This window comes from Streptomyces sp. NPDC045967 (assembly GCF_056430495.1).
Genome location: NZ_JBWKLE010000004.1, coordinates 352729 through 371257 on the forward strand (window position 1 = coordinate 352729; position 18529 = coordinate 371257).

An 18529-nucleotide genomic window follows, 5' to 3' on the forward strand; every position below is an offset into this window, starting at 1 on the left:
GTCGGCCACGGGACCGCGGGCGGCCCTGTGACGGGTCCGTCCGGGGGACCGGTGTTTCACGTGAAACATCCGCCGGCCGCGGGCGCCGACGCCCGTGGCGGGTTCTGGAGCGGCTGATAGCGTCCGGGCATGTCCGAGCTGATACCACCCACCCCCCGGCTGCACTCCTCCTGGCTCGCCGCCCGCGCGGAGTGGGGTGACGAGAGCCACCTGGACGGGGCGGGCCTCGACGCGGACGACGACGTGGACAGCCCCGAGGGCTTCGCCGCCTGGGTGGCGAAGGTGCACCGCCGCGCGGACCGCACGCTGCCGATCGAACAGGGCCGGGTCCACGCGACCTCCTGGTGGATCACCGAAGGCGACACCTACTTCGGCACGATAGACCTGCGCCACTACCTGAACGCGTTCCTCCTCGACGCCGGCGGCCACATCGGCTACAGCGTGCGACCCTCGGCACGGGGCCGCGGTCTGGCCGGCCGGGCCCTGGAATCGGTCCTGCACGAGGCGCGGGTCATGGGGATGGACCGGGTCCTGCTGACCTGCGACCCGGACAACACCGCCTCGGTGCGCACGATCGAGCGCGGCGGCGGTGTCCTCGAAGACGTCCGGGACACCCTTATCGGTCCCAAGCGCCGCTACTGGATCGACCTCTGACCGTCCCCGCCGAACGGGGTGCCCCCGGCATGGAAAAGACCCCCCTCGACTGCGATCACCGCAGGTCAAGGGGGGTCTTGCACGTGGAGCCTAGGAGATTCGAACTCCTGACATCTGCCTTGCAAAGGCAGCGCTCTACCAACTGAGCTAAGGCCCCATGGGTACGGACGTGCCCGTCCCCTTGCGGAGAGCGGGTGTTCCGCAGAACAGAGTACCGGGTGTACCCCCTCATCCCGCAAAATGATAGGGACTCCCGCCCCGCGACCACGCTCCGTAAGATGCTCGCGAGGTTCGCACCAGCGAAGGGGAGTCATGAGCGTGGACGCAGTACAGCAAGAGGCCACCGCCAGAGCCAGAGAGCTTCAGCGCAGTTGGTACGGGGAGCCGCTGGGAGCCCTCTTCCGCCGGCTCATAGATGACCTCGGCCTCAACCAGGCCCGCCTCGCTGCCGTCCTCGGACTGTCGGCGCCCATGCTGTCCCAGCTGATGAGCGGCCAGCGCGCCAAGATCGGTAACCCCGCCGTGGTGCAGCGCGTCCAGGCCCTCCAGGACCTCGCCGGCCAGGTGGCCGACGGCAGCGTCAGCGCCGCGGAGGCCACCGACCGGATGGACGAGATCAAGAAGACCCAGGGCGGCTCCGTCCTCAGCAACAGCGGCCAGACCCCGACCGGTTCGGGCGCACCCACCGTCAAGCGCGTGGTCCGCGAGATCCAGTCGCTGCTGCGCTCGGTGTCCGCGGCGGGCGACATCATCGACGCGGCGGACACGCTCGCCGTCAGCCATCCGGAACTGGCAGAGTTCCTCCGGGTCTACGGCGCGGGCCGCACCGGGGACGCGGTGGCCCACTACGAGGCCCACCAGAACTGACGCGCACGGAAGCGGTCGGTGGCAACGGGGGACGGGGGACGGCACAGCGATGGGTGAGGTCTTCGCCGGCCGGTACGAGCTGGTCGATCCGATCGGGCGCGGGGGCGCGGGCGCCGTGTGGCGCGCCTGGGACCACCGGCGACGCCGGTACGTCGCCGCCAAGGTGCTCCTCCAGAGCGACGCCCACACGCTGCTGAGGTTCGTCCGGGAACAGGCCCTGCGGATCGATCACCCGCACGTCCTGGCCCCCGCCAGCTGGGCGGCCGACGACGACAAGGTCCTGTTCACCATGGACCTGGTCGGCGGCGGCTCCCTCGGCCACGTGATCGGGGACTACGGTCCCCTCCCGCCCCGCTTCGTGTGCACGCTGCTCGACCAGCTCCTGTCGGGGCTGGCGGCGGTGCACGCGGAAGGCGTCGTCCACCGCGACATCAAACCGGCCAACATCCTGATGGAGGCCACCGGAACCGGGCGGCCGCACCTGCGGCTGTCCGATTTCGGCATCTCCATGCGCAAGGGCGAGCCCCGCCTGACCGAGACCGACCTGGTGGTCGGCACACCGGGCTACTTCGCCCCCGAGCAACTGATGGGCTCCGAGCCGGACTTCCCCGCGGACCTCTTCGCCGTCGGACTGGTCGCCCTCTATCTGCTCCAGGGCCGCAAGCCCGACTCCCGGCCCCTCGTGGAGCACTTCCTCGCGCACGGCACCCCCGGCGCACCGGAGGGCGTTCCCGCGCCGCTGTGGGAGGTCATCGCCGGCCTGCTGCAGCCCCGTCCCCACAGCCGGTTCAAGACCGCCACAGGGGCGCGCAAGGCCCTTGCCGAGGCCGTCGAGATGCTGCCCCCGCCGGCGCCGGACGAGGCCGTGGTGGAGGTGTTCGACCAACTCGGTCCGCTGCCCGCCGGATTCGGGCCCCAGGGTCCGTCCGCGACGCCCCACGGGCAGGCACACACGGAACCGGCCACACCCGCCGCGGCCACACCCGTCGCGACCCCGGCCGCCACGCCCCCGCCCGGACCCGCCCCCCTGGCCGCCTACGGACCGCCCGGGACGGGGAGTTTCCACCTCGCGCCGCCCGCACCACCGGCCGCCGCACCACTCGCCCCCGTCCCGGCCCCCATACCGGCTCCCGTCCCGGCCCCCGCGCGGACCGGTGGCGGCATCGCCCCGCCGCCGGCCGGGGTCCGTGCCGGGATGCTCGCCGCCGCGCTGCTCTGCTTCGCCGTCGGGGTGTGGGCCCTCACCCGGTTGTAGCGGCGCCCCGGCCCCGCCGGGCGAGCAGCGTCCAGCCGCCCAGGACGAGCAGCAGCAGCGTCCCGGTACCGAACCCCGCGCCCGCCACCACCCGCATCATCGAACCGTTCCTGGCCGCGGCGGCGGCCTCGGGGGCCGTGAGCCCCTCCTTCGCGGCGGCGCGCTCCTCGGGCCCGATCCCGAACCCGCCCGCGGCCAGCCCCTCGGCGTAGGCGGGCGGCTTCGCCGGGGAGCCGCTCACCTCCGCGCGCAGGGTCAGCGGCACGGGTGTGGCGTCCTCGGTGAACTCGGCGACCTTCGAGCCCATGGTCACCACGACGTAGTACCAGCCGGCGATCCCCACCGCGTGGACGCTCCTGTCGCTCGCGAAGCGGTTGCCGTAGGCGACGGGCGGGGTCTTCTCCAGCGTGGCTGCGGCCTGCTTGCCGTCGTAGGAGACGTCCTCGTACGCGACCAGGCCCCGGTAGGGACTGTAGAGCGAGACGGTGAGCCCGCTGGAGGCCGAGCCGTAACTCCTGGTCAGTCTGGCCGCGGACAGCTCGGCGCTCAGGCCCAGTTGCTGCCCCCAGTCCAGCGGCACCCGGTAGAAGCGGGTCTCCCCCGGGCGCAGTTCGTCGCGCCACACCCCGGCGCCCAGGGCGCGGGCGTCGTTGAATCCGGTCCCGCCGGTGCGGGCCACCGCGTCGGTGCCCGGCAGGACCGGGGGGCCCGAGGCCCAGCCGCTGGGGGCGGTGGTGGGTGTCGCGGAGCCCTGGCCGGGTTCGCGCTGCACCTTGAGCTCCATCGGCCACGGGCTCTGGTCGGAGCCCTTGGCCGACGTGCGGGTGACCTTCACGTAGTAGGTGCCGGCCGGTGCGCACTCGGTGTCCTCCGCGCCCCAGCGGACGCCCACGGCGCTGACGGGGACGGGGTCGTAGCCGAAACCCGCCCGCCCGGGGCGTCCGGGGCAGGGCCGGCCGGCGATGGTCATGACCTCCACCTCGATGCCGTCACCGGCCGTGACCTTGGCTCCCGGGCCGGGCCGGACCACGGCGGAGACGTAGACGTTGGACCGGTCCTGCCGCAGGGCCAGCCGGTAGACGCGCTCTCCCGGCGGCATCTCGTCCCGGTAGACACCGCCCGCTTCCAGGAGCGGGGCGTCCGCCGTGGAGGGCTTCCCCGTCACGGCCTTCGCCCCGTCCGCCACCCGGTAGGCCGGCGGCTCCGGCGCCGTCCCCGCCGCACGGGCGGGCCCCGCCGGGCCCGCCACCGCGGCCAGAACCGCCGCCCCCGCCACGGCCGCCCTCCGCACGCTCCTGCGCACCCGCCCCATCACGCCACCCCGAATGTGCTCGTGCAATCGAAATATTTGCATACCGCAATTTTTTGTCACAGAACAGCACAAAGCCCCGGCCGCAACGGCAGCCGGGGCTTCATGGGATCAGCCTGGGGTCTCACACACCGGAACCAGAGGGCACGGAGTCGGTTGCCTCCGTCCACAGGTCCTGCTCGGCGCGGTCCGCCTGGATCTGGCGGTACACGAGGAGCCCGCCGATGGCGGCCAGTGCGACCAGGAGCAGCTTCTTCACCGCGCGACCTCGTCTTTCGTTGACGTAGGGGACTTCTGGCAGCCAACAATACACACCGACCGATACCGATCGGTTATCTGGGAACCGGTCAACTGCCCCTACGCAGAAGACCCCCGGGCCTGGGGCCCGGGGGTCTTCCACACTGTGGGGCTAACAGGATTTGAACCTGTGGCCTCATCCTTATCAGGGATGCGCTCTAACCAACTGAGCTATAGCCCCATCCGCGCTGCGCGCTGACTCCTGAAGATTAGCGCACAGACCCGGGAGGTCCAAAATCGCCCGGGGCGAAGCCCCTACGGACCCTCCCGGGACACGTCTGCGCAGGTCATTCGTCCTCGGCGAGGGTGAGCTCCACACCGCCGACGAAGCCCGCCGACAGGTTGTAGATGAACGCGCCCAGCGTCGCCAGAGCCGTCGCCAGCACCACGTCGATCACCGCGATGACCGAGGTGAAGACCAGCACGCGCGGCAGCGACATGAACGACTGGAGGTCGAACCCGTTGCCCTCGTTCGAGCCGGTCGCCTCGCTGATCGTGCCGCCGACGGTCGAGAAGACGCCCATGGCGTCCATGACCATCCACAGCACCGCCGCCGCCACGATCGTGCAGATGCCGAGCGCGATCGACAGCAGGAAGCTGACCTTCATCACCGACCACGGGTCGGCCTTGGCCACCCGCAGCCGCGCCTTGCGCGTCCTCGGCGCCGTACGGACCACCGTACGGGCCTTGCGCTGCGCGGTGCCCGTCCCTCCGGCCCGCGGCGCCCCGGCGCCCGAGGGCGCCGGGTAGGACTGCGGCGGCTGGTACGGCTGCGCGGGGGCCGCGCCGGCCTGCGGCTGCTGCTGCGGTTCTCGGGTATCCGTCACAGTCCCCCCCTGGGAGTCCGCGGCAGGGCCACGGGCACCGTTCTTTCCAGTCTTGGCCGGTCCGGCGCCCGTGGCTCCACTCACGACTTACTCCTCGTGCTCCCCAGCCGGGGGCTGTGTGCCCTCGGCGGCCTCGGCGGCCTGTTCGTCGGCCACCTCGGTCTCGATCTCGTCGCCCACGACCTCGTCGGCTTCCTGACCGGCCTCGGCGTTGCGGGCGATGCCGACCACGGCATCGCGCTTCCCCAGGTTGATCAGCTGGACGCCCATGGTGTCACGGCCGGTCTCCCTGACTTCGTTGACTCGCGTACGAATCACACCACCGCCGAGGGTGATGGCGAGAATCTCGTCCGTTTCGTCCACCACGAGCGCCCCGACGAGCGACCCGCGGTCCTCCACGATCTTCGCCGCCTTGATGCCCAGCCCGCCACGACCCTGGACGCGGTACTCGTCGACCGGCGTCCGCTTGGCGTAGCCGCCGTCGGTGGCGGTGAAGACGAACGTACCCGGCCGCACCACGCTCATGGAGAGCAGCTCGTCCCCTTCACGGAAACTCATGCCCTTCACGCCCGAGGTGGCCCGGCCCATCGGGCGCAGCGCGTCGTCGGTCGCCGTGAAGCGGATCGACTGCGCCTTCTTGCTGATCAGCAGCAGGTCGTCCTCGGCGGACACCAGCTCGGCGCCGATCAGCTCGTCGTCGCTGCCGTCCTCGGTCTCCCGAAGGTTGATCGCGATGACACCGCCCGACCGCGGCGAGTCGTAGTCCTTCAGCGCCGTCTTCTTCACCAGGCCGCCCTTGGTGGCGAGGATCAGGTACGGCGCGGCCTCGTAGTCGCGGATGGCGAGGATCTGCGCGATCTTCTCGTCCGGCTGGAAGGCCATCAGGTTCGCCACGTGCTGCCCGCGCGCGTCCCGGCCGGCGTCGGGGAGCTCGTACGCCTTGGAGCGGTAGACCCGGCCCTTGTTCGTGAAGAACAGCAGCCAGTGGTGCGTGGTGGAGACGAAGAAGTGGTCGACCAGGTCGTCCTGCTTCAGCTTCGTGCCGCGCACGCCCTTGCCGCCGCGCTTCTGCGAGCGGTAGTCCTCGGTCTTCGTGCGCTTGACGTAGCCGCCGTGCGTGATGGTGACGACGATGTCCTCTTCGGCGATCAGGTCCTCCATGGACATGTCGCCGTCGAAGGGCACCAGCTTGGAACGCCGGTCGTCCCCGTACTTCTCGACGATGGCCGCCAGCTCCTCGCTGACGATGGAGCGCTGCTTCTCCGGCGAGGCGAGGATCGCGTTGTACTCGTTGATCTTCGCCTGGAGCTCGTCGTGCTCGGCGACGATCTTCTGCCGCTCCAGTGCCGCCAGGCGCCGCAGCTGCATCTCCAGGATCGCGTTCGCCTGGATCTCGTCGATCTCCAGCAGGCCCATCAGGCCCTCGCGCGCGATCTCGACGGTGTTGCTGCGCCGGATCAGCGCGATGACCTCGTCGATCGCGTCCAGCGCCTTGAGCAGGCCGCGCAGGATGTGCGCGCGCTCCTCCGCCTTGCGCAGGCGGAAGCGGGTACGCCGGACGATGACCTCGATCTGGTGCGTCACCCAGTGGCGGATGAAGGCGTCGATCGACAGCGTGCGCGGCACGCCGTCCACCAGAGCCAGCATGTTCGCGCCGAAGTTCGTCTGCAGGTCGGTGTGCTTGTACAGGTTGTTCAGCACGACCTTGGCGACGGCGTCGCGCTTGAGGACGATCACCAGGCGCTGGCCGGTGCGCGACGAGGTCTCGTCGCGGACGTCGGCGATGCCGCCGATCTTCCCGTCCTTCACCAGGTCCGCGATCTTCTGCGCGAGGTTGTCGGGGTTGGTCTGGTACGGAAGCTCCGTCACCACCAGGCACTGGCGGTTCTGGATCTCCTCGACCTCGACCACCGCGCGCATCGTGATGGAGCCGCGACCGGTCCGGTACGCCTCCTCGATGCCCTTGCGGCCCACGACCAGCGCACCGGAGGGGAAGTCCGGGCCCTTGATCCGCTCCAGGAGCGCGTCGAGCAGCTCCTCGTGCGTGGCCTCGGGGTGCTCCAGCGCCCACTGCGCGCCGGCCGCGACCTCGCGCAGGTTGTGCGGAGGGATGTTGGTGGCCATGCCGACCGCGATACCGGCGCTGCCGTTGACCAGCAGGTTCGGGAACCGGGCCGGCAGGACCGTCGGCTCCTGGTTGCGGCCGTCGTAGTTGTCCGTGAAGTCGACGGTCTCCTCGTCGATGTCCCGGAGCATCTCCATGGCCAGCGGCATCAGCTTGCACTCGGTGTAGCGCATGGCGGCCGCCGGGTCGTTGCCCGGGGAGCCGAAGTTGCCGTTGCTGTCCACCAGCGGCATGCGCATCGACCACGGCTGGGCCAGGCGGACCAGGGCATCGTAGATCGAGGAGTCGCCGTGCGGGTGGTAGGTGCCCATGACGTCACCGACGACGCGGGCGCACTTGTAGAAGCCCTTCTCGGGCCGGTAGCCGCCGTCGTACATCGCGTACAGCACGCGGCGGTGGACCGGCTTGAGGCCGTCCCGCACGTCGGGCAGGGCACGCGAGACGATGACGGACATCGCGTAGTCGAGGTAGGAGCGCTGCATCTCCGTCTCGAGCCCGACGGGCTCGATGCGCAGCACGGGCTGCTCCTCCGCGGGATTCTCGGCGGTGGGGGTGGTTTCGTCGGCCATTGCTGGTCAGAAATCCTTTCAGGCGGTCAGCTGAGCCGACTCAGATGTCGAGGAAGCGAACGTCCTTGGCGTTGCGCTGGATGAAGGAGCGCCGGGCCTCGACGTCCTCACCCATCAGCACCGAGAACAGGTCGTCGGCCTGCGCCGCGTCGTCCAGGGTGACCTGGCCGAGCACGCGGTGGTCCACGTCCATGGTGGTGACGCGCAGCTCCTCGGCGTTCATCTCGCCCAGACCCTTGAAGCGCTGGATCGAGTCTTCCCTGATCCGCTTGCCGTTCTGCTTGCCGAGCTCGACCAGGGCGTCGCGCTCGCGGTCCGAGTACGCGTACTCGAAGTCGTCGCGGCCCCACTTGATCTTGTAGAGCGGCGGGCGGGACAGGTACACGTGACCCGCCTCGACCAGCGGCCGCATGAAGCGGAACAGGAAGGTCAGCAGCAGGGTGTTGATGTGCTGGCCGTCGACGTCGGCGTCCGCCATCAGAATGATCTTGTGATAGCGGAGCTTCTCGATGTCGAAGTCCTCGTGCACACCCGTGCCGAAGGCACTGATCAGCGCCTGGACCTCGGTGTTCTGCAGGATCTTGTCGATGCGGGCCTTCTCGACGTTCAGGATCTTGCCGCGGATCGGCAGGATGGCCTGGTACATCGGGTTGCGGCCGGACTTCGCGCTGCCGCCGGCGGAGTCGCCCTCGACGATGAAGATCTCGCACTTCGTCGGGTCGTTCGACTGGCAGTCGGACAGCTTGCCCGGCAGCGAGGCGCTCTCCAGCAAGCCCTTGCGGCGGGTCAGGTCACGGGCCTTGCGGGCCGCGACGCGCGCGGTGGCCGCGTTGATCGACTTGCGGACGATGTCCGCCGCCTCGACCGGGTTCCGGTCGAACCAGTCGTTCAGGTGCTCGTGCACGACCTTCTGCACGAAGGTCTTGGCCTCCGTGTTGCCCAGCTTGGTCTTCGTCTGGCCCTCGAACTGCGGCTCGCCCAGCTTGATCGAGATGATCGCCGTCAGACCCTCGCGGATGTCCTCGCCAGCGAGGTTGTCGTCCTTCTCGCGCAGCAGCTTCTTGTCGCGCGCGTAGCGGTTGACCAGTCCGGTCAGCGCCGCGCGGAAGCCCTCCTCGTGGGTGCCGCCCTCGTGCGTGTGGATCGTGTTCGCGAAGGAGTAGACCCCCTCCGTGTACTGCGAGTTCCACTGCATCGCGATCTCGACCGAGAGCATCCGCTCCTTGTCCTCGGCCTCGACGTCGATGACGGTCGGGTGGATCATCTCGCCCTTGCGCGAGTTGAGGTACTTCACGAAGTCGACGATGCCGCCCTCGTAGTGGTACTTCACCGTGCGCGCCACGGGCTCGGACGCCTCGGCGTCCGGGTCGTCGGCACCGACCGTGGCCTTCGCCGAATCCCGCTCGTCGGTCAGCGTCAGGGTCAGGCCCTTGTTGAGGAAGGCCATCTCCTGGAAGCGCCGCGAGAGCGTCTCGAAGGAGTAGTCGGTCGTCTCGAAGACGTCGGGGTCGGCCCAGAACGTCACCGACGTGCCGTGCTCGTCGGTCGCCTCGTTCTTGGCGAGCGGGGCCGTCGGCACGCCCAGCTTGTAGTCCTGGGTCCAGCGGTAACCGTCCGTCTTGACCTCGACCGCGACCCTGGTCGACAGGGCGTTCACGACGGACACGCCGACGCCGTGCAGACCGCCGGAGACCGCGTAGCCGCCGCCCCCGAACTTGCCGCCGGCGTGCAGCACCGTGAGGACGACCTCGACCGCCGGCTTGCCCTCGGAGGGCACGATGCCGACCGGGATGCCGCGGCCGTTGTCGACCACACGCACCCCGCCGTCGGCCAGGATCGTCACGTCGATCGTGTCCGCGTGCCCGGCCATGGCCTCGTCGACGGAGTTGTCCACGACCTCCTGCACGAGGTGGTGCAGGCCACGTTCACCGGTCGAGCCGATGTACATACCCGGCCGCTTGCGGACCGCATCCAGGCCCTCGAGGACCTGGATGGCACTGGCGTCGTAATTCTTCTCGTTGGAGTCGCCGGAATCGGCCACGAAGCGCCCTTTCTGGCACAGCGCAGCCCGTACTCCGGACCAGCGTGTGCGCCGGAGGAGCGGCCGCGTCGATCTGCGTTGTCTGCTGATCCCGCGATCGGGCGGGATTCCCTCCAGTCTACCGGTACCACTGACATGAATGGGGGTTTGCCGGTACCTGAGTCCGCATGTGCCGCCCTGAACCTCCACCTTCCGACTCCCCATATCCGGGAAGGGGCTCAAAGAGGCTCACACGGGCATCCAGAGCTTCGGGCTGTCAACCTCCCACTACCGTGAGGGACACCACCCGCCACCGGCTCCCCACCCACCCCCGGACACCCCCCGGCCGGGCCCGCCGGGCCCGGGCTCCAAGGGGCGCGGGAGCCCCGGAGCCCCGGGAACCGGGAGGGCGGGAGACCGGTGAGCCCGGGGCATCCGGGACGCGGAGCCCGGGCACCGCGGTCGGGGCGGGTACGGGGCCGGTACGGGCCGGTCGCGCCAGGCCCGTGGGACGTGCGGAGGTCGGTGAGCGCGGGCCGTGACCTGAGTGCGGAGCCCGGCAACCGGACAGCCATGTGCGAAGGCCGGCCGGTGACGCGGAGGCGCGGGGCGACCGGTGACGCGGGGGCGCGGGGCGACCGGTGACGCGGGGGCGCGGGGCGACCGGTGACGCGGGGGCGCGGGGCGACCGGGCGCTGCGCTCGCACGGGAGTACCGGCCGAACCGGACGCTGCCGGAGGACAGTGACCGGGGGACCTGCCGCGGAGCCGGGCGGCCGGGGAGCCGGCCCGCCGCCGAACGGCCCGCCGCGGAGCCGGCGGCCGCCGGGTTATCCGTACGTGTCCCCCGGGCCCGTGCTGCCCGGGGCGCGCCACGGCCCGTAACCGCCCCCGCGCGCACGGCCGCCCCCCGGCCCCCGCACCTTGAGCAGCCGGACCGTCCCCTGTCCCAGGTCCGCGTTGAGCCGCGCCACGAGTTGCGGGGCCAGCAGCTTCAGCTGCGCCGCCCACGCCGAGGAGTCGCAGCGGACCGACAGCTCCCGGTCCTCGTACCGTTCCGGTTCGCAGTGCGCCGCGATCTCCGGGCCGACGATCTCCGGCCAGCGCTCCATCACGCCCGCCACCGCCATCGGCATCTCCCAGCCGCGCTCCGTGCGCAACCGGTCCAGCGCCGCCATCAGCGGCATCGGGTCCCGGCCGTCGGCCCGCGCGCCCGAGCGCAGCCCCGGACCCTGCTGCCGCTTCTTTCCGCCCGCCGCGTTCCCCCGCGCCCGCGCCTGCTCGCGCGCCGCCGCGAGCGCCTGCCGGGCCAGGTCCACTCCGGAGGGTTCCGGCGCCCTGCGGGCCTCGCCCCGCGGCGCCTTGTCCTGATCGTTCACAGCCGGGTCACCTCACCGCCGGACACCCCGAACCGCACCCCCGTCAGCACCCCGGGGACGTCATCGTCCACCGCGGCGGTCACCAGTACCTGCTCGCCGGGCGCCACGAGCTCGGCCAGCCGCTCCCGCCGCCGCACGTCCAGCTCGGCGAACACGTCGTCCAGGATCAGCACCGGCTCGGCGCCCTCGGAGCGCAGCAGCTCGTAGGAGGCCAGCCGCAGCGCCAGCGCGTACGACCACGACTCCCCGTGGCTGGCGTACCCCTTCGCCGGCAGCTCGCCGAGCCTCAGCAGCAGGTCGTCGCGGTGCGGGCCGACCAGGGTCACGCCCCGCTCGATCTCCTGCTTGCGCACCTGCGCGAGGGCCGCCAGCAGCACCTCGTAGACCGCCTCGCGGGTGCGCGCCGACCCGCTGTCCACCGGCTCACCCGCGGAGGACCGGTAGGCCAGCCCCAGCGGGCCGCCACCGGGCGCGAGCTGCTCGTACGCCTTGTCCGCCAGCGGCATCAGCGTCGCGATCAGGTCCAGCCGCTGGGTCAGCAACTCAGCCCCCACCCGCGCGAGGTGCTGGTCCCACACGTCCAGCGTCGACAAATCCATGGACCGGCCGCCGTGCCGGCGGGCCATCGCCGCCGACTTCAGCAGGGTGTTGCGCTGCTTCAGCACCCGCTCGTAGTCCGAGCGGACCGCCGCCATCCGCGGCGAGCGCGCGGTGACGAGCTCGTCCAGGAACCGGCGCCGCTCACCCGGGTCGCCCTTCACCAGCGCCAGGTCCTCGGGGGCGAACAGCACCGTCCGTACGATCCCCAGTACGTCCCTGGGCTTGACCTGCGAGGACCGGTTGATGCGGGCCCGGTTCGCCCGGCCCGGGTTCAGCTCCAGCTCCACCAGCTGCCGGCGCTCGCCCTGGGTGACGGCCGCCCGGATGACCGCCCGCTCCGCGCCCATCCGTACGAGCGGCGCGTCCGAGGAGACCCGGTGGCTGCCCAGCGTGGACAGGTAGCCGATCGCCTCGACCAGATTGGTCTTGCCCTGGCCGTTGGGGCCCACGAAGGCCGTGACGCCCGGGTCGAGGGCGACCTCGGCCCGGGCGTACGAGCGGAAGTCGGCCAGCGAGAGATGCGAAACGTGCATACGGCGCCGACCTCCCCCGGCTTCCTGCTGCTCTGTGTGGTGCTGTGTGCGGCCGCTACGGGCCGCACGGTGTCCGTTGCCGCTACTTCTTCTCGACCGCGTGGCCGCCGAACTGGTTGCGCAGCGCGGCGATCATCTTCATCTGCGGGGAGTCGTCCTGGCGCGAGGCGAACCGCGCGAACAGCGAGGCGGTGATCGCGGGCAGCGGCACGGCGTTGTCGATCGCCGCCTCCACCGTCCACCGGCCCTCGCCCGAGTCCTGGGCGAAGCCGCGCAGCTGCTCGAGGTGCTCGTCCTCGTCCAGGGCGTTCACCGCCAGGTCCAGCAGCCAGGAGCGGATGACCGTGCCCTCCTGCCAGGAGCGGAAGACCTCGCGGACGTCGGTGACCGAGTCGACCTTCTCCAGCAGCTCCCAGCCCTCGGCGTAGGCCTGCATCATGGCGTACTCGATGCCGTTGTGGACCATCTTCGCGAAGTGACCCGCACCGACCTTGCCGGCGTGCACGGCGCCGAAGTCGCCCTCGGGCTTGAGGGCGTCGAAGATCGGCTGCACGGTCGCGACGTGCTCCTTCTCCCCGCCGTACATGAGGGCGTAGCCGTTCTCCAGGCCCCAGACGCCGCCGGAGACGCCGCAGTCGACGAAGCCGATGCCCTTGGCCTTCAGCTCCTCGGCGTGCTTCTCGTCGTCCGTCCAGCGCGAGTTGCCGCCGTCGACCACGATGTCCCCCGGCGACAGCAGCTCGCCGAGCTCGTCGACCGTGGACTGGGTGGCCGCACCGGCCGGGACCATGACCCACACCACGCGGGGGGTCTGCAGACCGTCCACAAGCTCCCGCAGGCTGTGGACATCCGCCAGGTCCGGGTTGCGGTCGTATCCGATGACGGTGTGGCCTGCGCGGCGGATGCGCTCGCGCATGTTGCCGCCCATCTTGCCGAGACCGACGAGACCAAGCTCCATCAACTGATTCCTTAAGCGTTGTGGCCGTCTTTGCCGGGGCCTCCTGCTACCCGGAGGACATCCCAGGCCCCGAGCCTACGCCCGGCCGAGCGACCGGGCGCCATGGGGCGCGCCTGTTCCCGGAGTGGGGGAGAACGCGGTCAGGCCCGGCCTCGCGAGCCGCGAAACCGGGCCTGACCTGCGAACATCAACCGGAGAGGCGCACCGGCATGATCAGGTACTTGTACGCCTCGTCGGCCTCCGCGTCCACCGCGGGACGGCCGCTGAGCAGCGCGGGCTTGGTGGAGGTGGTGAAGCTGAGCTGCGCCGCGGGCGAATCGATCGCGCTCAGCCCGTCGAGCAGGAAGGTGGGGTTGAAGGCGATCGAGATGTCGTCGCCCTCCAGCTTGGCGTCGACGCGCTCCACAGCCTGTGCGTCGTCGGAGGAGCCGGCCTCCAGGATCAGCACGCCCTGCTCGAAGCTCAGGCGGACCGGGGTGTTGCGCTCCGCGACCAGCGCCACGCGCTTGACGGCCTCGACGAACGGGGCGGTCTCGATCACCGCGATGGAGTTGAACTCCGTCGGGAAGAGCGTGCGGTACTTCGGCAGGTCACCCTCGAGGAGGCGGGTGGTGGTGCGGCGGCCGGCGCCCTCGAAGCCGATCAGGCCCTCGCCGGCACCGGAGCCGGACAGGGCCAGGGTGACCGTGTCACCGCTGGTCAGGGACTTGGCGGTGTCCAGGAGGGTCTTCGCGGGCACCAGGGCCACGGCGGAGGCGTCCGGGTTCTCCGGCTTCCACAGGAACTCGCGGACCGCGAAGCGGTAGCGGTCGGTGGAGGCGAGCGTCACGCGGTCGCCCTCGATCTCGATGCGCACACCGGTCAGCACGGGGAGCGTGTCGTCGCGGCCGGCGGCGATGGCGACCTGGGCGGCGGCGGAGGCGAAGACCTCACCGGGCACGGTGCCGGTCGCGGTCGGCATCTGCGGCAGGGCCGGGTACTCCTCCACAGGCAGGGTGTGGAGTGTGAACCGCGAGGAGCCGCAGACCACGGTCGCCCGTACACCGTCTGTGGAAATCTCCACCGGGCGGTTGGGGAGGGCGCGGCAGATGTCGGCGAGCAGCCGGCCGGAGACCAGGACGGTGCCGTCCTCCTCGACGTCCGCCTCGACGGAGACGCGGGCCGAGACCTCGTAGTCGAAGCCGGAGAGGCTGAGGGTGCCGTCTTCGGCCTTCAGCAGCAGGCCCGCGAGAACGGGCACCGGCGGCCGGGCCGGGAGGCTGCGGGCAGCCCAGGCCACCGCCTCCGCGAGTACGTCGCGCTCCACCCGGATCTTCACCGGAACCGCCTCCTGCTGTTGCTCGCTCGTCTGCCGGCCTTCGTCGTCGGCTGGTCGATGGCTCGAGTGCCGGGGACCAGTCTGACGTACGGCGCCGACAGCCGTTGCGGCTGGCGGTCAAGTCGGTGGCACGGCGGCGGCGAGCCCGTCCACCGAGTTGTGCACAGGACCTGCTTGAAAACCGAAACCGGGCTCACTCTCTATGGGGGTAGTAGTAGGGCCTGTGGAAACGGTGGATAACCCTGTTCGCGCAGGTCAGATCCTGTTTTTTATCCCCACACCCTGTGGGTGGCACCGGTGGACAACACGGTGTCCCTGTGGAGAACGAAAAGTTCTGCACAGGCCGTCCCCAGGCGACCTCGACTACTCCACAGGTGTGTCCCCAGCTTTTCCCCAGTACTCCACAGCCCAAACGTCCACCTCCATGTGACCGCTTTCACTCGGGGCGGTGATGGGGGGTGGCATGTTGCCGAACAGTGGACAACGGTGTGGAGAAGGCGTCCGATCCTGTGCACAGGATCGGCGAACCTGTGGGTGGGCGGTGGACAACGCCGTGGACAGCGCTGTGGATGAATATTCTGTCCACAGCCTGTGGATGACGGTTGCGCACAATTCCACAGGGTGCTGACCTGCCCTGATGGATCCTCACCCGGCACCCCTGTGGACAGATTGTGGGCGACGGGGGCCGTCCCCAGGGTGTGGACGGCAGAAAGTCCGTGAATCTGTGGATGAGTTGCTCCTGCGGGGGCGTATTCGAACAAGTCAGGGGCGCGCGAACGAAGAAGGGCGCCCCCGGAGTGGACCGGGAGCGCCCTCTGACCGCGTGGGGAAGAGCCCGCGGAGAGCCGCCTCAGCCGTTCTTGATGCGGTTGGTGAGCTCGGTGACCTGGTTGTAGATGGAGCGGCGCTCGGCCATCAGAGCGCGGATCTTGCGGTCGGCGTGCATCACCGTGGTGTGGTCCCGCCCGCCGAACTGCGCCCCGATCTTGGGCAGGGACAGGTCGGTGAGCTCCCGGCACAGGTACATGGCGATCTGCCGCGCGGTGACCAGCACCCGGCTGCGGGAGGAGCCGCACAGGTCGTCCACCGTGAGCCCGAAGTAGTCCGCGGTGGCCGCCATGATGTCGGTCGCGGTGATCTCCGGAGCACTGTCCTCGCCGCCGGGAATCAGGTTCTTGAGGACGTCCTCGGTCAGACCCAGGTCGACCGGCTGCCGGTTGAGGCTCGCGAAGGCCGTCACCCGGATCAGGGCCCCCTCCAGCTCGCGGATGTTGCGCGAGATGCGGGAGGCGATGAACTCCAGTACCTCCGGAGGGGCGTTGAGCTGCTCTTGCACCGCCTTCTTGCGCAGGATCGCGATGCGGGTCTCCAGCTCGGGCGGCTGGACGTCGGTGATCAGGCCCCACTCGAAGCGGTTGCGCAGCCGGTCCTCCAGGGTGACGAGCTGCTTGGGCGGCCGGTCGGAGGAGAGGACGATCTGCTTGTTGGCGTTGTGGAGCGTGTTGAAGGTGTGGAAGAACTCCTCCTGTGTCGACTCCTTGCTCGCGAGGAACTGGATGTCGTCGACGAGCAGGATGTCCATCTCGCGGTAGCGCTTGCGGAACGCGTCGCCCTTGCCGTCGCGGATGGAGTTGATGAACTCGTTGGTGAACTCTTCGGAACTCACGTACCGCACGCGGGTGCCGGGGTACAGGCTCCGCGCGTAGTGCCCGATCGCGTGCAGCAGGTGCGTCTTGCCGAGCCCCGACTCCCCGTAGATGAAGAGCGGGTTGTACGCCTTCGCGGGCGCTTCGGCGACGGCCACCGCGGCGGCGTGCGCGAAGCGGTTGGAGGCGCCGATGACGAAGGTGTCGAACAGGTACTTGGGGTTCAGCCGGGCGGTCGGCTCGAGCGGGCCGGAGGTGGAGCCGCCGGACGGCGCGGGGGCGGCGGAGGACCGGCCGGGGGCCTGCCGGGGCGAGGGCTGCTCGTACTGGCGTGACGAGTGCGACGGGCGCTGCTGGGATTCGTACGGGGGCTGCTCGTACTGCTGCTGCTCGTACTTCTGCTCGTACTTCTGCTCGTAGGACCCCTGCTCGTAGGCCGGGGGCTCGGACTGCTGCAGGTAGCCCGGCTGCGGCGAGGCGTACGGATCGCGCTCGGGGAAACCGCCGAGGCGGGGCTGCTGCCAGCCGTAGTCGTCCTGCTGGCCGCCCCGGGGCCAGGCGCCGGGCTCCGAGCGCTGCTGCTGGTAGTCCGGGTAGGCCGGACGCGCGGTGGGGAGCTGGTCGTCGGAGGAGCCGCCCTGACCGCCGGAGCCGCCGGGCCGCTGGCCGGGGTAGGGCTCGTACGCGCCCTGCTGCTGCGTGGTCGGCCCCGGGGGCGAGGGCTCGCCGGCGGAGTCGTCCACGGTGATGGCGATCCGGATAGGGCGGCCGCACTCACGGCTGAGGGCGTCGCTGATCAAGGGCGCGAGGCGGCCCTCTAGCACGCGCTTGCCCCATTCGTTGGGGACGGCGAGCAGGGCCGTGTCGGCGACGAGTGCCAGGGGCTGGCAGCGTTCGACCCACTGCTTGTCCTTGGACTCGATCCCCGGCTGTCCCTCCCCGAGGAGCTTCTCGAGCACCCTTGGCCACACTGCGGCAAGATCGGCAGGTACGTCAGCCACAGAGCACGCTCTCTCACAGGGGGTCCCACGAATGTGTGGTTCTTTGGGACGGTCGGGACAAAAAATCCGGGATCAGACAACGGTAGTCAGGCCAGCGGGTACGGTTCAAGTCGTTGTCCACAGCCTGTGCACAGTGTGGGGCAGCGTCGGCTCGGTTTGACCGGATGGCGTAGCCGCGCGTACCGTAACGAGGTCGAGTTGTCGATGGCTGCTGCCGCCTGCCTACCGATGGGCGAAGATCACTGACCGTGATCGTTTAGCGGTGCCACTCGGGCGAACACGCGAGTTTCCTCGTGGGCGCACGGTGACAGCCAGGCGATGTCCCGCCACAACGATTTCATTCTCTGGAGCCCCCGAGTGAGCAAGCGCACCTTCCAGCCGAACAACCGCCGTCGTGCCAAGACCCACGGCTTCCGTCTGCGGATGCGGACCCGCGCCGGTCGCGCGATCCTCGCGAACCGTCGTGGCAAGGGCCGCGCCGCCCTTTCCGCGTAACAACACGCAGGTCGTGACGTCGTGCTGTCTCCCGAAAATCGGCTGAGGCGGCGCGAGGACTTCGCGAGCGCGGTACGCCGAGGGCGTCGGGCTGGTCGCCCGCTCCTCGTCGTCCACCTACGTACAAGCGGTGCAACGGACCCGCACGAGCCGGGGGAGATCGATCCCTCGACGCGTGCGGGTTTCGTCGTCAGCAAAGCTGTCGGCAACGCCGTCGTACGCAACCGGGTCAAGCGCCGTCTGCGCCATCTGGTCCGGGAGCGGCTGCCCCAGCTGCCCGCCGGTAGCCTGGTGGTGGTACGCGCGTTGCCCGGAGCGGCTGATGCCGGCCCCGAGGAACTGGCCCGGGACCTGGATGCCGCTCTGGCGCGGCTCCTGGGAGGCGTCGCCCGATGAAGTACCCGCTGCTCGCTTTGATCAAGCTGTACCAGTGGACGATCAGTCCGCTGCTCGGGCCGGTGTGCCGCTACTACCCGTCGTGCTCGCACTACGGGTACGCGGCCATCGACCGGCATGGTGCGGTGAAGGGGACGTTCCTCACCGCCTGGCGGATCCTGCGGTGCAATCCGTGGTCCCCGGGCGGCGTGGACCATGTCCCACCCCGTAAACGCCCGCGTTGGCACGAGCAGCTGCGCAGTGCGTTGCGTAGATCTCGCAATGCTCAAGGAGCCTGATTA

General features: G+C 70.2%; 16 protein-coding genes and 2 tRNA genes. 6 read left to right on the top strand and 12 right to left on the bottom strand.

The genetic code is table 11. The annotated features are described in order from the left end of the window. Positions 1-129: 129 nt before the first annotated feature. Positions 130-654: a GNAT family N-acetyltransferase gene (locus AC07FY_RS11650; protein WP_479004033.1), complete on the top strand. Its 525-nt coding sequence runs from the start codon at positions 130-132 to the stop codon at positions 652-654. Between the two features lie 84 nt (positions 655-738). Here AC07FY_RS11650 and AC07FY_RS11655 read toward each other — a convergent pair. Then, a tRNA-Ala gene (locus tag AC07FY_RS11655) sits at positions 739-811 on the bottom strand. A 161-nt stretch (positions 812-972) separates the two neighbouring features. Here AC07FY_RS11655 and AC07FY_RS11660 point away from each other — a divergent pair. Beyond that, a complete protein-coding gene (locus AC07FY_RS11660; RefSeq protein ID WP_479004037.1) occupies positions 973-1521 on the top strand; it encodes a DNA-binding protein in 549 nt (182 codons plus the stop codon). Between the two features lie 49 nt (positions 1522-1570). Beyond that, on the top strand, positions 1571-2776 hold the full coding sequence (locus tag AC07FY_RS11665; protein WP_479004040.1) for a serine/threonine-protein kinase: 1206 nt from the start codon (positions 1571-1573) through the stop codon (positions 2774-2776). Here AC07FY_RS11665 and AC07FY_RS11670 read toward each other — a convergent pair. The 11 genes from AC07FY_RS11670 to dnaA all read right to left on the bottom strand — a co-directional run bounded on the left by AC07FY_RS11670 (position 2763) and on the right by dnaA (position 17357). Continuing rightward, positions 2763-4088 (bottom strand): hypothetical protein, encoded by a 1326-nt coding sequence (locus AC07FY_RS11670; RefSeq protein WP_479004545.1) that lies wholly within the window; start codon positions 4086-4088, stop codon positions 2763-2765. The genes AC07FY_RS11665 and AC07FY_RS11670 overlap by 14 nt on opposite strands. 121 nt (positions 4089-4209) lie before the next feature. Beyond that, positions 4210-4344 carry a DLW-39 family protein gene (locus AC07FY_RS11675; protein WP_208809277.1) on the bottom strand — a complete coding sequence of 45 codons (135 nt, stop codon included), beginning with the start codon at positions 4342-4344 and terminating at the stop codon, positions 4210-4212. Positions 4345-4489: 145 nt separating this feature from the next. After that, a tRNA-Ile gene (locus AC07FY_RS11680) sits at positions 4490-4563 on the bottom strand. Positions 4564-4669: 106 nt separating this feature from the next. Beyond that, positions 4670-5293: a DUF3566 domain-containing protein gene (locus tag AC07FY_RS11685; protein WP_479004042.1), complete on the bottom strand. Its 624-nt coding sequence runs from the start codon at positions 5291-5293 to the stop codon at positions 4670-4672. A gap of 3 nt (positions 5294-5296) precedes the next feature. Beyond that, on the bottom strand, positions 5297-7903 hold the full coding sequence (gene gyrA / locus AC07FY_RS11690) for a DNA gyrase subunit A (protein ID WP_479004045.1): 2607 nt from the start codon (positions 7901-7903) through the stop codon (positions 5297-5299). A gap of 40 nt (positions 7904-7943) precedes the next feature. Next, on the bottom strand, positions 7944-9965 hold the full coding sequence (gene gyrB / locus AC07FY_RS11695; RefSeq protein ID WP_479004548.1) for a DNA topoisomerase (ATP-hydrolyzing) subunit B: 2022 nt from the start codon (positions 9963-9965) through the stop codon (positions 7944-7946). A 787-nt stretch (positions 9966-10752) separates the two neighbouring features. Next, on the bottom strand, positions 10753-11301 hold the full coding sequence (locus tag AC07FY_RS11700; RefSeq protein WP_479004047.1) for a DciA family protein: 549 nt from the start codon (positions 11299-11301) through the stop codon (positions 10753-10755). Beyond that, on the bottom strand, positions 11298-12434 hold the full coding sequence (gene recF / locus AC07FY_RS11705) for a DNA replication/repair protein RecF (protein ID WP_479004050.1): 1137 nt from the start codon (positions 12432-12434) through the stop codon (positions 11298-11300). Before recF ends, AC07FY_RS11700 begins: the two co-directional genes overlap by 4 nt. Positions 12435-12516: 82 nt before the next feature. After that, a complete protein-coding gene (gene gnd, locus AC07FY_RS11710; protein WP_479004053.1) occupies positions 12517-13392 on the bottom strand; it encodes a phosphogluconate dehydrogenase (NAD(+)-dependent, decarboxylating) in 876 nt (291 codons plus the stop codon). Between the two features lie 187 nt (positions 13393-13579). Then, a complete protein-coding gene (gene dnaN / locus AC07FY_RS11715; protein ID WP_136210318.1) occupies positions 13580-14710 on the bottom strand; it encodes a DNA polymerase III subunit beta in 1131 nt (376 codons plus the stop codon). Between the two features lie 850 nt (positions 14711-15560). Further along, the gene (gene dnaA / locus AC07FY_RS11720; protein WP_479004057.1) at positions 15561-17357 is read right to left on the bottom strand and encodes a chromosomal replication initiator protein DnaA; all 1797 of its coding nucleotides are present in this window, start codon (positions 17355-17357) and stop codon (positions 15561-15563) included. Between the two features lie 357 nt (positions 17358-17714). Here dnaA and rpmH point away from each other — a divergent pair, with 357 nt between their 5' ends. The 3 genes from rpmH to yidD are packed head-to-tail and all read left to right on the top strand — an operon-like array spanning position 17715 to position 18526. Then, positions 17715-17852 carry a 50S ribosomal protein L34 gene (gene rpmH / locus AC07FY_RS11725; RefSeq protein WP_008741645.1) on the top strand — a complete coding sequence of 46 codons (138 nt, stop codon included), beginning with the start codon at positions 17715-17717 and terminating at the stop codon, positions 17850-17852. A 21-nt stretch (positions 17853-17873) separates the two neighbouring features. Next, a complete protein-coding gene (gene rnpA, locus AC07FY_RS11730; protein WP_479004060.1) occupies positions 17874-18248 on the top strand; it encodes a ribonuclease P protein component in 375 nt (124 codons plus the stop codon). Further along, positions 18245-18526, top strand: a complete 282-nt coding sequence (gene yidD / locus AC07FY_RS11735; protein ID WP_479004063.1) for a membrane protein insertion efficiency factor YidD — start codon at positions 18245-18247, stop codon at positions 18524-18526. Before rnpA ends, yidD begins: the two co-directional genes overlap by 4 nt. Positions 18527-18529: the final 3 nt, after the last annotated feature.